We start from the raw sequence: 14,599 nt of genomic DNA, 5'->3' as shown, positions 1-14,599 counted from the left end.
GTTCAGTCGGCCTTCTTCAGGTCGATAACCAGCACCGTGGCGGTGAGCCAGGCGGCGATGCTGAGCAGGAAGTACAGCACGTCGCGCAGGTCCAGCACGCCACGGCTGATGGCATGGAAATGGGTGAGGAAGCTCAGGCCCGCGAAGGCGTCCACCCAGGACTGCGGGGCCCAGCCGCGCACCAGGTCCAGCGCCATCGGGAAGCCGGCCAACAGCAGCAGCAGGCAGACCAGCACCGTAAGGATGAAGGCCACCACCTGGCTGCGCGTGGCGGCCGAGAGCGCACTGCCGATCGCCAGGAAGGCGCCGGCCATCAGCCAGCTGCCCAGGTAGGCGGCCAGGATGGTGCCGTGGTCGGGATCACCCAGCCAGGCCACCGTCACCCAGATAGGGAAGGTCAACGCCAGCGCCAGGCCCAGGAAGGCCCAGGCCGCGAGGAACTTGCCCAGCACCGCCTGCCACAGCCCCAGCGGCAGCGTCAGCAGCAGCTCCAGCGTGCCGGCCTTGCGTTCCTCGGCCCACAGCCGCATCGCCACCGCGGGCGCCAGCAGCAGGTATAGCCAGGGATGGAAGCGGAAGAACGGCTGCAGGTCGGCCTGGCCGGCTTCGTAGAAGCCGCCGAGGTAGAAGGTGAAGGCCATCGCCAGCATCAGGAAGATCACTAGGAACACCGCTGCCAGCGGCGTGGCGAAATAGCTGGCGAACTCGCGCTTGAACACCGCCATCACCGCGCTCATGCCTGCGACTCCGGGGTGGTGATGCGGCGGAAGACCTCGTCCAGCCGGCCGCGTTCGGGCTGCAGGCCGCTGTGGGCGACGCCGCGCTGGCGCAGGCGTTCGGCCACGGCGTCCAGCGACACCGGGCGGCTGCCCTGCGGGAACACGTACAGGCGGCCGTCGCCGGCGTCCTGGTCGAAGCCGCTTACGCCGGGCATGCCATCCAGTGCGGCGCGTGCGGCGATGCTGTCGGTCGCCAGCAGCGAGGCCGCCCCCTGGTAGCGCGAACGTGCCAGCAGTTCGGCAGGCGTGGCGTCGGCCAGCACCTTGCCGCGGGCGACGATCATGGCGCGGCTGCACACGGCCTCCACTTCCTCGAGGATGTGGGTGGACAGCAGCACGGTGCGCTCGCGCGCCAGTTCGCGGATCAGGCCACGCACTTCGTGCTTCTGGTTCGGGTCCAGGCCGTCGGTGGGTTCGTCCAGGATCAGCGCCGGCGGATCGTGCAGGATGGCCGCGGCCAGGCCGACCCGGCGCTTGAAACCCTTGGACAGGGTGTCGATCGGCTGGTGCAGCACGCCCTGCAGGGCCAGGCGTTCGAGCACGGCCTTCATCCGCTCCTGCCTTCGTGCGCCACGCAGGCCGCGCACGTCGGCGACGAACCCCAGGAAACCCTCGGGGCTCATTTCACCGTAACCGGGGGCGCCTTCGGGCAGGTAGCCCAGGGCGCGGCGCGCCGCCATCTGGTCCGACTGCACGTCATGGCCGCAGACGGTCGCGGTGCCGGAGGTCGGCGCCAGGAAGCCGGCGATCATCTTCATCGTGGTGGACTTGCCGGCGCCGTTGGGGCCGAGGAAGCCGAGTACCTCGCCGGGCTCGACCTTGAAGCTGATGCCATCCACGGCCAGCAGGCGGCCGTAGCGCTTGTGCAGGGCGTGTGCCTCGATCATGCGGTCTCTTCTCGCTGATTGAAGTCCGACTGATGGAAGTCCGGCTGATGGAAATGCGGCCGCCGGAAATGGCAGGGCGGGCACTTGGCCCGCCCTGCTGGTGTCGCGATTCAGGCGGCCGAGGTCTCTTCCTCGGGGGGCCGGCTCGGCGGATTCCTCCGCCTCGCCTTCGACAGCCGGCGGCGGCGCGATCTGCACCGGCTCGGCGGTTGCGACGCCCGGCACCTTCACCGGCCAGTAGACGCGGAACTCCGCCTCTTCCGACAGCATGTCCTTGATCGGACCGAGGTACTCGTCATAGGGACGGTCGAAGGTCTCGGCACCGCGGACCATGGCCCAGGCACGCACCAGGTCGCGGATGCGGGCCAGGCCCGGCGACGGACCGACGTAGGACGTCGAGGCGGCGCGGATGGCGGGCATCTGCACGTACAGCACCGGGTTGTTCTCGCCCTCGAGCTTGACCTCGAAGGTTTCCAGCGGCGCGTTCGGGTCGACCGGCGCGGCAACCGGAGCCACCTCGGCGGTCTCGGTCTCGCCGGCATCACCTTCAGCCGCTTCGCCATCTTCGCCTTCTTCGGCGGCCGGCTTCGGACCGGTGCCCTTGCGGCGGATCGGCATCACGACGTCAAAGCCGTAGGTGTCGGTGCTGAACTCGTTGGTGACGATGCGCATCGGACCGGCCGACTCGAGGTCGTTCTTTTCCATGACCTGCTCGATCCACTTGAGCTGGTTGGTCATGGCCAGGGCGATGTCGTCGTTGGCGCGCTTGGCGGCCGTCGTCACCACCAGGGCATTGATGGCCGGCAGGTCGACGAACTGGTAACCCGGCTCATGGCCGCTGTAGTCGAAGCGCGGAATGGTGGTCAGCAGGTTGCCCAGCTTGTCCAGGCCGCGCTTGATGTCGTCACCGACGTTGCGGGTGACGTACAGGCCGGCGTAGCGGCCGAACAGGTCCCAGCCGTAGTTCACCGTGTAACGCTGGGTGACCTTGACGTTCTGGTTGCGCTGGCCGGTGCGCTCGAAGGTGAAGGTCATGCGCTTGTCTTTGCCGCGGCCCGGCACCTGCAGCGCATAGACGACCTTCTCGCCCGGCAGGCTTTCGACCAGCTCCCAGGAACCGGCGCCGATGACGCGGTCGTTGGAGCGGAAGTCGAGCTTGGCGCCGACGCCGGACTCGGGGCCCGTGGTCGTCAGCTGCATGCGCGGGTCATGGTTGATCAGGGCATTCCAGTCACGGAAGCGGGTAAAGCCGTTCAACAGGTCGTTCACCGTCGACATCGGGCGGTTGGTCTCGACGGAATGCGAGACGGAACGCGTCGAAGGCAGGAACAGGCCGATCACCACGAACATGGCGATGACGATCAGCACGGAAACAATCCACTCGATAACTCGGGTCATTCGGAAGCTCTCCAGGAACGGCCCCCGGCGGGTTCACGATGCCCGGCCGCAGGAACGGGAGAGGATATCAGGTCAGGACGGCCCCGGCAGGGGGCCGGCGTCACGATCCTGAAAGCCCGCCACGATGGGCTGGAATGACCATGGGGACAGGCTCCGGAGCTCAGACCAGCTTGAGTTCGAAAGCCTTGAGCACGGCCCGGGTGCGGTCGCGCACGCCCAGCTTGGAGAGGATGTTGGAGACATGGTTCTTCACCGTGCCTTCGGCCACGCCGAGCGAGTTGGCGATCTCCTTGTTGGAGAAACCGCCGGCCATCAGGCGCAGGATCTCGGTCTCGCGGTCGGTCAGCGGGTCGGGCTGATCGAGGCTGACGAATTCATTCTGCAGGCCCTCCAGCCCCGACAGCAGGCGCTGGGTGACCGCCGGTTGCACCAGCGAACCGCCGTCCGCCACCGTCTGGATCGCCGAGACCAGCTGGTCCAGCGAGACGTCCTTGAGCAGGTAACCGCGGGCGCCGGCGCGGATGCCGGCCAGCACCAGCTGGTCGTCGTCGAAGGTGGTCAGGATGATGGTCGGCGGCAGGGCCTGCTGGGCCGACAGCGCCTGCAGCGCTTCCAGGCCGGACATCACCGGCATGCGCATGTCCATCAGCACGACGTCGGGCTTGATCTGGGGAATCAGTTCGACCGCCTGGCGGCCGTCACCGGCCTCGGCGATCACTTCGATGCCGTCCGCCAGTTCCAGCAGGGACTTGACCCCCTGGCGCACCAGGGTCTGATCGTCGACGAGGCAGACACGGATCATGCGGGGTTCTCCAGGGAAGTCGGATGTCCAGCGCGAAGCCCTGCCCGCGCCCGGTGATGATATCGACCCGGCCGCCGTAGGCGCCAAGCCGTTCACGGATGCCACGCAGGCCGTTGCCCTGCGTCGGTTCGTCGGCGCCACGGCCGTCGTCGCGGGCCTGGATGCGGGCCTCGTGGCTGTCCCGGGCGATGCTCAGCCACAGGGTGGAGGCGCCGGCATGGCGCACGGCGTTGGTGATGATTTCCTGGGTGCAGCGCAGCAGCACATGCGCGCGCTCGGGGTCTTCGATGCTCAGCGGTTCGGGCAGGTCCAGGCGGATGTCCAGCGCCGGTACGCCCTCGACCAGGGTGCGGATGGCACCGCTGAGGTCGATGGCGCCGTCCTCGCGCATCTCGCTGACCGCCTCGCGCACGTCGGTGAGCAGCAGCTTGGCCAGGGTGTGGCTCTGGCGCACGTGTTCCTGGGCGCGGCCCTCGGTGAGGTGGTTGGCGACTTCCAGGTTCAGGCTGAGCGCGGTCAGGTGGTGGCCCAGCAGGTCGTGCAGTTCGCGCGAGATGCGCACGCGCTCGCTCATGCGCGAGCTTTCCGCCAGCAGGGCGCGGGTGGCGCGCAGTTCGGCGTTCAGGCGGCGCTGCTCCTCGCGGGCCTGGGCCTGCTGCTTGGCGACGAAGCCGATGACCATGGCGAAACTCGAGTACCCCACGTAGGTCATCGCCTGCAGCACGGCGATGCCCGGGGTGAAACCCTCCATCTTGCTGAACACCGGCACCAGGGCCACGTGCTGCAGCACCAGCCAGATCACGCCGATGCGCAGCGGCACCAGCCAGGGGATGACGCCGGCGATCACCATCATCAGCACCGCGCCCATGCCGGTGCCGGTTTCCTGCTGACGATGATGGCCGACAGGGTCAGGCCGGCCAGCAGCACCACGTCGAGGAACTGCGACTTGCGCGCGCCCAGCGCGTAGGTGACCCGCCAATAGATGAGTCCGAAGGCACCGTAGGCCAGGATCAGCAGCAGGATCCGCGGGTTGGCGAAGCCGCCCGCCCCTTCCGCGGCCTCGATGGCCGGGAAGTTCCAGGTGAACACCACCAGCGGGATGCCCAGCACCGCCCAGGTGAACAGGCCGGCATATCGCAACAATTGGGTATGGGAGAACCTGTTCAGCATCCGCGCATCATAGGCCGGACCGGGCCAGGGCAAGGCCCCCGAAAGTCATGGCCTTGCCCCGGCGGCCGGGCACCCGTGCGATAATCCCCACCCGATCGCCCGCCGGCGTTTCCCGCCCAGGCGGCCCCCATGCCATCGGAGTCCGAAAGACAATGCCGATCACCATCCGCGACGTGCGCGAGCACGAGCTGGATTCCGTTCTAGCCCTGAACAACGCGGCCGGGCCGTCCATCCTGCCGATGGACGCCGCCAAGGTCCGGTTCTTCTGGGAGCACGCCGAATACTTCCGCGTCGCCGAGCAGGATGGCCTGATCACCGGCTTCCTGGTCGCCCTGGGCCAGGACACGCCGCACGACAGCCCGAACTTCCTGTGGTTCCGCGAACGCCACGAGCGTTTCCTGTACGTGGACCGCATCGTCATCGCCCGGCCGCGCCGTGGCGGCGGTCGCGGCCGTGCCTTTTATGCCGACGTGCAGAGCTTCGCCGAACTGCGCTGGCCGCAGCTGTGCTGCGAGGTCTTCCTGCAGTCGGGCAACGACCCGGCCCTGCTCTTCCACGGCAGCTTCGGCTTCCGCGAGGTCGGCCAGCAGGTCATGCCGGGCACCGATATCCGCGTGGCCATGCTGATGAAGGAGATGTGCAGCTACTCCTTCGTGGCCCAGGCCTACGGCGACAAACTGCCCGACCAGCCCTGGCTGCGTGCCCGCACCCTGCCCGGCCGTGCGCCGAACCTCGCGACCGGAACCTGAGCATGGCGGCGACCACGATCGACTACGAACAGGCCGGCGAACTCAAATTCGGCCAGGTCGGCATCGCCAACCTGCGCATCCGCACCCTCGACGCCACCCGCCTGGCGGCCGAGATGGCCGAGCGCGTGCAGCGGGCCCCGAAACTCTTCGCCCGCGCGGCCGTCGTGCTCGACTTCGGCGGCCTGAGCCGCTGCCCGGAGATCGGCGAAGTGCGCGTGCTGATCGAGGCCCTGCGCGACGCCGGCGTCATGCCGGTGGCCCTGGCCTATGGCACCAGCGCGGTCGAGGAGCTCTCAAAGGACGTCGGCCTGCCGCTGCTGGCCAAGTTCCGGGCGTCCTACGAACGCGACGGCGAAGCCGAACCCACGCCCACCCCGCGCAAGGCCGCCGCCGAGCCGGCTCCGGCCCCCGCACCCCCGGCCGCCCGTTCCGAACCCGGCCTGATGCATGTACACCCGGTGCGCTCGGGCCAGCAGGTCTACGCGCAGGACCGCGACCTCACGGTCTGCGCCACGGTGGGCGCCGGCGCCGAAGTGATCGCCGACGGCTCCATCCATATCTATGGCGCCCTGCGCGGCCGTGCCCTGGCCGGCGCCGGCGGCCTGGCCACCGCGCGCATCTTCTGCCGTGAATTCCATGCGGAGCTGGTCGCGGTCGCCGGCCACTACAAGGTGCTGGAGGAAATCCCGAAAGAGCTGCTCGGCAAGGCCGTGCAGATCTGGCTGGAGCATGACAAGCTGCGCATAGAACAACTCGACTGATCCCCCCGCAGACGCCCTCAGGGCGCGAACAAGTTACGGAGAAGAACATTGGCTGAAATCATCGTGGTGACCTCGGGCAAGGGCGGCGTCGGCAAGACCACCACCAGCGCGTCACTGGCCTGCGGCCTGGCCAAGGCCGGCAAGAAGACCGCCGTCATCGACTTCGACGTCGGCCTGCGCAACCTCGACCTGATCATGGGCTGCGAGCGCCGCGTGGTTTACGACTTCGTCAACGTGGTCAACGACGAGGCCAACCTCAAGCAGGCGCTGATCAAGGACAAACGTTTCGAGAACCTGTTCGTGCTGGCCGCGTCGCAGACCCGCGACAAGGACGCACTGACCAGGGAAGGCGTCGAGAAGGTACTCAATGCGCTGGGCGAGGAAGGTTTCGACTTCATCGTCTGCGATTCGCCCGCAGGCATCGAGAAGGGCGCGTTCCTGGCGATGTACTTCGCCGACCGCGCCGTCGTGGTGGTGAATCCGGAAGTCAGTTCGGTGCGCGACTCCGACCGCATCCTGGGCCTGCTGGCGTCCAAGACGAAGAAGGCCGAAAACGGCGAGCGCGTGAAGGAGCACCTGCTGCTCACCCGCTACAGCCCCAAGCGCGTCGAGGCCGGCGACATGCTGTCGATCGCCGACGTGCAGGAAATCCTTGGCCTGGACGTGGTCGGCGTGATCCCGGAATCGCCCGAGGTGCTGCAGAGCTCCAACGCCGGCGTGCCGGTGATCCTGGACGAGGCCTCGCCGGCCGGCCAGGCCTACACCGACGCGGTCGCCCGCATCCTGGGCGAAGAGCGCCCGATGCGATTCACCACCGTCGAGAAGAAGGGATTCTTCTCCAAGATGTTCGGGGGTTGAGCCATGGGCATCTTCGATTTCCTGACCCAGCGCCACAAGAACACCGCCAGCACCGCCAAGAGCCGCCTGCAGATCCTGATCCAGCAGGAACGTTCGATGCGCGGTGCGCCCGACTACCTCCCGCTGCTGCAGCGCGAGCTGCTGGAAGTGATCCGCAAGTACATCAACGTGGACGCAGACGCGGTGAAGGTGGACCTGCACAAGGACGGCGACAGCGAGCTGCTCGACATCTCGGTCGCGCTGCCCGACAAGGCCGCCGCCAACGGTTGACGTGCTGACGGTCGGCGACATCGGTTTCGATGCGCCGGCCGCGCTGTTGGCCGGTTACGGGCTGCGCCTGGTGCCGGTCGCCGCCGGTGAGGCCATTCCCGGCAGTTTCTGGGGCGAGAACGAGGCCGGGCTGATCGGCCACGACGTGTTCGCCCGCCCCGACACGCCGGTGCACTCGCTGCTGCACGAGGCCTGCCATCTGATCGTGATGCCGCCCGAACGCCGCGCGACGGTGCACACCGACGCCACCGATTCGGTGCCCGAAGAAGACGCCACCTGCTACCTGCAGATCCTGCTGGCCGACCGCTTGCCCGGCGTCGGCAGCGACCGCCTGATGGCCGACATGGACGCCTGGGGCTACACCTTCCGCCTCGGCTCCACCCGCGCCTGGTTCGAATCCGATGCCGAAGACGCCCGCGCCTTCCTCGCCACCCGCGGCCTGCTTCCTTTCTGACACCGTTTCTCGCGAGGCTCACTTGCGCGGGGAAAGCGGGGGTCTAGCCTGCCCGCACCCTGCGTCTAGCAGCGGATCCCGAACCCGAAACCGGAGCCTGCCCCGTGAAATCCCAACGCGCCCTGCTGGCGCTCGCCATCTCCGCCGGCCTGCTGGCCCTCGCCGCCTGCACGCCTGCCGACCAGACCGACACCGCCGCCGACGCGCCCAAGGAATCGGCCGATCAATTCGTCGCCCGCGTCAACAAGACCGCCAAGGAAATCACCCCGGAGCTCACCTCCGCCGCCTGGCTGGGTGCCACCTATATCAACGCCGACAGCCAGCGTGTCGAAGCCGCGGCCAACGAGCGTTACCTCGCCCTCAACAACGCCTTCATCGAACAGGCCAAGACCTATTCCACCGACGGCCTGGACGCCGACACCGCGCGCGCCCTGCACCTGATGAAGGTCGGCGCCTCCCTGCCCGCCCCGCGCGACCCCGCCAAGCTCAAGGAACTGACCGAGATCACCAGCCGCCTTGGCGCGACCTACGGCGCCGGCAAGTGGTGCGTGGACGGCCAGGACTGCAAGGACATCGGCCAGGTGTCCGAGATCCTCGCCGACACCCAGGGCAGCAGCTACGACCAGATGAAGGCCGCCTGGGAAGGCTGGCACTCCATCGCCGTGCCGATGCGCAAGGACTACCAGCGCTTCGTCGAACTGACCAACGAAGGCGCCAAGGAAATGGGCTTCGCCAACACCGGTGAAGTCTGGCGCGCGGGTTACGACATGCCGGCGGCCGACTTCCAGGCCGAGGCCGACCGCCTCTGGGGCCAGGTGCAGCCGCTGTACGAACAGCTGCAGTGCTACACCCGCGAGAAGCTGGTCGAGGAGTACGGCGAACAGGGTTCGGTCAACGGCATGATCCCGGCCCACCTCACCGGCAACCTCTGGCAGCAGGACTGGGGCAACCTCTGGCCGCTGCTGCAGCCGTATGAAGGCGTGGGCAGCCTCGACGTCACCGGCGCGCTGAAGAAGCAGCGCGACGCGATCCAGGCCGACCTCGTGTCCAAGGCCGGCGGCATGCGCAACCTCACCGCCGCCCAGCAGGTCGAGATCGAACGCCAGGCCGACCTGGAAATGGCCACCCGCATGACCAAGCTGGCCGAGAGCTTCTACACCGGCCTGGGCATGCCGGCGCTGCCGGACAGCTTCTACACCGACTCGATGCTGGTGCAGCCGCGCGACCGCGACGTGGTCTGCCACGCCAGCGCCTGGCCGATGAACACCGAGGGCGAAGTGCGCATGAAGATGTGCATCAAGCCCAACGAGGAAGAGCTGACCACCATCTACCACGAGCTCGGCCACATCTATTATTACCTGGCCTACAAGCAGCACCCGCCGATGTTCCAGAACGGCGCGCATGACGGCTTCCACGAAGCCATCGGCGACACCATCGTGCTGTCCATGACCCCGGACTACATGGCCTCGATCGGCCTGGTGGACAAGCCGGCGGTCAGCGAGGAAGCCGTGATCAACTCGCAGATGCGCATGGCGCTGGCGAAGGTGTCGTTCCTGCCCTTCGGCCTGATGATCGACCGCTGGCGCTGGGGCGTGTTCGACGGGTCGATCACGCCGGACCAGTACAACCAGGCCTGGTGGGACCTCAAGGCCAAATCACCGGGGCGTCGCCCCGTCGTCGCCGCGCGGCGAGGAGTTCTTCGACGCCGGCGCCAAGTACCACGTGCCGGGCAACACGCCGTACACGCGCTACTTCCTGTCGCACATCCTGCAGTTCCAGTTCTACAAGTCGCTGTGCGATGCGGCCGGCCACGAAGGCCCGCTGTACACCTGCAACTTCGCCAACAACCCGGAAGCCGGCAAGCGCTACTGGGCGATGATGGAGCGCGGCGCCTCGCAGCCCTGGCAGCAGACGCTGAAGGAGCTGACCGGCGGCGAGCAGATGGACGGCTCGGCGGTGCTGGAATACTTCGCGCCGCTGCAGGAATGGCTGGTCAAGCAGAACGAAGGCAAGACCTGCGGCTGGGAGCCGGCCAAGTCCTGATCCCGAGGGTTTGAGCGATACCCCGCGGCCGGCGAAGCAATTCGCCGGCCGCTTTGTTTGTGGGCCACCGGAAACCGGTGCACGGGATCCGGATTTCACCGCCAAGGCCCCTTCCGCCCGGCTCCGGCGCGCGCAATACTGACCGCAGTTCCAGCCTGGTCCCGCCATGAACCCGCAACTGCCCGATCCGCTCGCCCCGCAGACGCTGTCCCACGCCGTCGCCCTTGCCGCGCCGTTCTACCAGGGCGAGGCCATGGTGCAGCGCGACCGCGAGGCGGTGTTCGCGCGCAGCTGGCAGCTGGTCGGCCACGAGCTGGCGCTGGCCAATGCCGGCGACCACCTGGTGACCGACATCGCCGGCCTGCCCATCGTCGTGATCCGTGACAACGAAGGCCGCCTGCGCGCCTACCACAACGTCTGCCGGCACCGCGCCGGCCCGCTCGCCACCTGCGACGGCAAGGCCGCCAAGGTGCTGCGCTGCAAGTACCACGGCTGGACCTACACGCTCGAGGGCGTGCTGCGCAGCGCGCCGGAGATGCAGACCGCCGAGGATTTCGTTCCGTCCGAGATCCGCCTGCCGGAACTTCGCGTGGACGTGTGGCAGGGCCTGGTCTTCATCGCTGGCGAGGGTGCGGTGTCCTTCGCCGAATTCAGCAAGGGTCTGGACGATCCGCTGCGCGCGCTGTCGCCGAAGGACTTCGTCTTCCACAAGCGCTTCCGCTACGAGGTCGCCTGCAACTGGAAGGTGTACTGCGACAACTACCTCGAGGGTTACCACGTGCCGCACATCCACCCGGGCCTCAACAGCCTGCTGGATTACCGCCAGTACGTGACCGAGTGCGGCGACTGGTTCTCCTACCAGTACAGCCCGCTGGAAAGCGACCCGGCGCTGTACGGCGACGGCGACGCGCTCTACTACTTCATCTACCCGAACACGATGCTGAACCTGCTGCCGGGCCGGCTGCAGACCAACCGCGTGCTGCCGCTGGGTCCGGACCGCTGCATCGTCGAATTCGACTATTACTACCGCGCCGACGACAGCGCCGAGGCCGAGGCGCGCAAGCAGGCCGACCACGACTTCGCGCACCAGGTGCAGGACGAGGACATCGAGATCTGCGAGCACGTGCAGCGTGGCCTGACCTCGGGTTCGTACGTGCCCGGTCGCCTGAACCCGCTGCGCGAGAACGCGGTGTTCCACTATCACGAGCTGCTGCGCGCCGCGTATCGCGCCGTGCCCTGAAGACAGCCCCGCGTCGGGCTTTACGGTGGGTCGCCCGGCTTTCGCCCGTGGCGCTTGGCGCTGCGCTGCATCAGGTCGACGATCGCGGCGGTCATCACCGACGTCGACACGCCGAACATCAGGATGCCGGTGGCGGCCTCCAGCGGGCCCAGCATGCGCCAGCGTTCCGTCAGCACGATGTCGCCATAACCGAGCGTCGCGAAGTTGACGGCCGAGTGGTACACGGCCTTGCCGAAGGTGTCGAACTCGTCGAGCAGGACGAACAGCAGCGCCCAAACCATCATCTGGATGAAGTTACTGAGCAGCATCAGGAACATCACCAGGGCCAGCAGCCCGATCTGGAACGCGGCGCTGTCCAGCCGGTCGACCTGCTGGACCCGCAGCGAATACTGCCGCAGGCCGATGGTGATGAAGACGGCCTGGAACACCAGGCACAGCAGCATCACCGGAATCCCGAAGACCAGGTTCATCAGCATACGAAGCCCTTGGCGGTTACCGCCCGGTTGGCCCAACGGTCAATTGCAGCCCGGCATCGGAACCCGGTCTGATGGCGCAGGTTCCCGGCCAGTGCCCTTGGTTGCACCTGCCCTGCGGGGAGCATCCTGCGCGGCAGGGGACCTGTCAATAAAGCGTTCCTGCCCAGGCACAGGGGCCGACGGCGGGGTCGAGGCTGCAACCAGAATGCGCCGTGAGGCGCCTAGTCCAACTCCGTCCCGGGGTATGAGTCATGGCCGCAGAACTTCCTGAGCAGACCCACCGTTCCAGAGAGCTGCTCGACGTCCTGATCCGCGCAGGCCTGGTCGCCGTACTGACCATCTTCTGCTACCAGGTCTTCAAGCCCTTCCTCGACCTGATGCTGTGGGCACTGATCCTCGCGATCACCCTGTATCCGCTGCACCTGTGGCTGCGCGCGCACATCGGCAACCGCAACGGCTGGTCGGCCACCCTGATCGCGGTGGTCTGCATCCTGTTCATGGTGGTGCCGATCTACTTCATCAGCGTCTCCGCCTTCGGGTCGATCCACGACCTGCTGCAGACCGCCAAGAGCGGCACCATCCACATTCCGCCGCCGCCGGCCGACGTGGCCGAATGGCCCCTGGTCGGCAAGCAGGTGTACGGCGTCTGGTCGAAAGCCTCCACCGACCTCGCGGCATTCCTGCAGCCGCTGGCGCCGCAGATCCGCGCCAGCTCCATGCATGTCGTCGGCACGCTGGCGGGCCTGGGTGTCGTGGTCCTGGTGTTCATGGCGGCCCTGGCGGTCGCCGGCATCATCATGGCCTTCGGCGAGGAAGGGCATCGGGCGACGCTGCGCATCAGCAATCGCATCTTCGGCAAGGAGCGCGGCCCGGACGTGGCCAAGCTCTGCACCCAGACGGTGCGCACGGTGGCGCAGGGCGTGGTCGGCATCGCCTTCATCCAGATGGTGCTGGTCGGCATCGCCTTCCTGCTGAAGGGCGTTCCGGCCGCGGGCCTGCTGTGCCTGGTCGTGCTGGTGCTGGGCATCATCCAGGTGCCCGCGACCCTGGTGACGATCCCGGTCATCGCCTTCGTGTTCTACAAGGAAGGCGCCAACGCCGCGACGATCGCTTTCGGCGTCTACACCTTCGTCGCCGGCCTGGCCGACAACGTGCTCAAGCCGATCCTGCTGGGTCGCGGCGTGGACGTGCCGATGCCGGTGATCCTGATCGGCGCACTCGGCGGCATGGTCAGTGGCGGCATCATCGGCCTGTTCATCGGGCCGATCGCACTGGCCGTGGGCTACCGGCTGTTCTGGCAGTGGGTCGATCTGACCGCACCCGCGGAGCCGACCCCGGCGCCCTCCCCAGACCCGGAGAAACCGGGCCCGCGTAGCGCTGAGCCCGGACCGGGCCGCTCACATTTCGCCGGTGGGTTCGTGCCGGGCGATGTTGGGATCGGGATCGGGGCAGCGGTTGTCGTGCGTGATGTACCAGCGCCACAGCGCGTAACCGGTCGCGGTGAAGGCCGATGCCGCCAGCGCCAGGTGCAGGCCGCTGTCGCTGACCAGCGGCGACAGCAGGCCGGCGATCGCCGCGTTCGACAGCAGGCCCACGAAGGCCTGCATCGAGGAAGCGCCGCCGCGGTGGCGCGGGTACATGTCCAGGATCGCCAGCGTCACGATCGGGAACACCAGCGCGATGCCGAATGCGCCCAGCGCCGTCGGCAGCACCGCCCAGGGCAGCGTCGGCGAATCGGTGAGCGCGTTGTAGCCGATGTTGTAGGCCGCGGCCACGCCGCAGCACAGGAAACCCCACTCCACCAGCCGCCGTCCGGTGATGCGCCCCGCCGCGCGGCCGCTGACGAAGGCGCCCAGCATCATGCCGCCGATGGTCGGCGCGAAGAACCAGACGAAATCCTGTTCGCCCAGGTCCAGCAGGTCCATCACGAAGGCCGGCGCCGAAGCGATGTAGACGAACAGCGCGCCGAAGTTGAAGGTGCCCGCCAGCGCCAGCAGCCGGAATTTCCGGTTCGACAGCATGTGCGCGTAGTCGGTGACGAGGGTTTTCGCGTGCAGCGGCACCCGGTTCTCGACCGGATGGCTTTCCGGCAGGCCCCAGGCCGTCAGCGCGAACAGCACCAGGCCGAACACCGCCAGGAACCAGAAGATGCCGTGCCATTCCGAGAAGCCGAGTATCCAGCCGCCGATCACCGGCGCGATCGCCGGCGCGATGCCGAAGATCATCGAGATCTGGCTCATCAGCCGCTGCGCGTCGTCGCCCTGCAGGCAGTCGCGCACCACGGCGCGGCCGACGATCAGGCCAACACCTGCCGACAGCCCCTGCAGTCCGCGGTAGACCAGCATCGTGGTCATGTCGTTGGCCAGCGCCGCGCCGACCGAGGCCAGGGTGAACACCACGATGCCCGCCAACAAGACCTTCTTGCGGCCGATGGCGTCCGAGATCGGACCATGGAACAGCGACATCGCCGCGTAGCCGATCAGGTACACGCTGATCGTCTGCTGCATCGCCACCTTGCCCACGCCCAGGTCCCGCGCCATCACCAGAAAGGCAGGGAACACCGTGTCGATGGAGAACGGACCGAACATCGCCAGGCCACCGAGGATGAAGGCGAGCCGGGCGCGGGAGATTTGCAGGTGGGAGATCATCGGTACCGGGGGCGAAAAACCGTGCAAGCATACAAGCCCGCCGCCGCCCGCGCTTGAACACCGG

General features: G+C 67.6%; 11 protein-coding genes and 3 pseudogenes. 8 read left to right on the top strand and 6 right to left on the bottom strand.

The annotated features are described in order from the left end of the window. Positions 1-2: 2 nt before the first annotated feature. The 4 genes and pseudogenes from FRZ33_RS08980 to FRZ33_RS08965 form a co-directional block, all read right to left on the bottom strand. On the bottom strand, positions 3-737 hold the full coding sequence (locus tag FRZ33_RS08980; RefSeq protein ID WP_146909173.1) for an ABC transporter permease subunit: 735 nt from the start codon (positions 735-737) through the stop codon (positions 3-5). Further along, on the bottom strand, positions 734-3,064 hold the full coding sequence (locus tag FRZ33_RS17295; RefSeq protein ID WP_146909171.1) for an ATP-binding cassette domain-containing protein: 2,331 nt from the start codon (positions 3,062-3,064) through the stop codon (positions 734-736). Before FRZ33_RS17295 ends, FRZ33_RS08980 begins: the two co-directional genes overlap by 4 nt. 160 nt (positions 3,065-3,224) lie before the next feature. Beyond that, positions 3,225-3,866 (bottom strand): response regulator, encoded by a 642-nt coding sequence (locus FRZ33_RS08970; RefSeq protein ID WP_146909169.1) that lies wholly within the window; start codon positions 3,864-3,866, stop codon positions 3,225-3,227. Beyond that, positions 3,763-5,036, bottom strand: a pseudogene (locus FRZ33_RS08965) (sensor histidine kinase). Before FRZ33_RS08965 ends, FRZ33_RS08970 begins: the two are co-directional and overlap by 104 nt. A 152-nt stretch (positions 5,037-5,188) precedes the next feature. Here FRZ33_RS08965 and FRZ33_RS08960 point away from each other — a divergent pair. From FRZ33_RS08960 to FRZ33_RS08930, 7 genes and pseudogenes are all read left to right on the top strand, one after another. Continuing rightward, positions 5,189-5,785, top strand: coding sequence for a GNAT family N-acetyltransferase (locus FRZ33_RS08960; protein ID WP_146909167.1), 597 nt, complete (start codon positions 5,189-5,191; stop codon positions 5,783-5,785). Positions 5,786-5,787: 2 nt separating this feature from the next. Then, entirely contained in the window at positions 5,788-6,546 is a 759-nt protein-coding gene (gene minC, locus FRZ33_RS08955) for a septum site-determining protein MinC (RefSeq protein WP_146909165.1), read from the top strand. 48 nt (positions 6,547-6,594) lie between these two features. Then, positions 6,595-7,404: a septum site-determining protein MinD gene (gene minD / locus FRZ33_RS08950; protein WP_146909164.1), complete on the top strand. Its 810-nt coding sequence runs from the start codon at positions 6,595-6,597 to the stop codon at positions 7,402-7,404. Between the two features lie 3 nt (positions 7,405-7,407). After that, the gene (minE, locus tag FRZ33_RS08945) at positions 7,408-7,674 is read left to right on the top strand and encodes a cell division topological specificity factor MinE (protein WP_146909162.1); all 267 of its coding nucleotides are present in this window, start codon (positions 7,408-7,410) and stop codon (positions 7,672-7,674) included. Between the two features lies 1 nt (position 7,675). Next, complete coding sequence (locus FRZ33_RS08940) at positions 7,676-8,128, top strand: hypothetical protein (protein ID WP_146909160.1); 453 nt, start codon at positions 7,676-7,678, stop codon at positions 8,126-8,128. Between the two features lie 104 nt (positions 8,129-8,232). Beyond that, a pseudogene (locus tag FRZ33_RS08935) lies at positions 8,233-10,171 on the top strand (M2 family metallopeptidase). 166 nt (positions 10,172-10,337) lie between these two features. After that, the gene (locus FRZ33_RS08930; protein ID WP_146909158.1) at positions 10,338-11,411 is read left to right on the top strand and encodes an aromatic ring-hydroxylating oxygenase subunit alpha; all 1,074 of its coding nucleotides are present in this window, start codon (positions 10,338-10,340) and stop codon (positions 11,409-11,411) included. Between the two features lie 20 nt (positions 11,412-11,431). Here FRZ33_RS08930 and FRZ33_RS08925 read toward each other — a convergent pair whose 3' ends face one another. Further along, complete coding sequence (locus FRZ33_RS08925) at positions 11,432-11,881, bottom strand: potassium channel family protein (protein WP_227977730.1); 450 nt, start codon at positions 11,879-11,881, stop codon at positions 11,432-11,434. Between the two features lie 257 nt (positions 11,882-12,138). Between FRZ33_RS08925 and FRZ33_RS17710 the strand changes: the two are divergent. Beyond that, positions 12,139-13,122 (top strand): annotated as a pseudogene (locus tag FRZ33_RS17710) (AI-2E family transporter); the annotation flags it as partial. 162 nt (positions 13,123-13,284) lie between these two features. On the opposite strand, the gene FRZ33_RS08915 reads toward FRZ33_RS17710, so the two are convergent. After that, positions 13,285-14,535 carry a multidrug effflux MFS transporter gene (locus FRZ33_RS08915; RefSeq protein WP_146909154.1) on the bottom strand — a complete coding sequence of 417 codons (1,251 nt, stop codon included), beginning with the start codon at positions 14,533-14,535 and terminating at the stop codon, positions 13,285-13,287. Positions 14,536-14,599 lie beyond the last annotated feature (64 nt).

It is taken from the genome of Arenimonas daejeonensis (assembly GCF_007993735.1).
GTDB classification, from domain to species: Bacteria; Pseudomonadota; Gammaproteobacteria; order Xanthomonadales; family Xanthomonadaceae; genus Arenimonas; species Arenimonas daejeonensis.
Note: the sequence above shows the minus strand (reverse complement) of the source record. Positions and strands in the feature narration are given on the sequence as shown.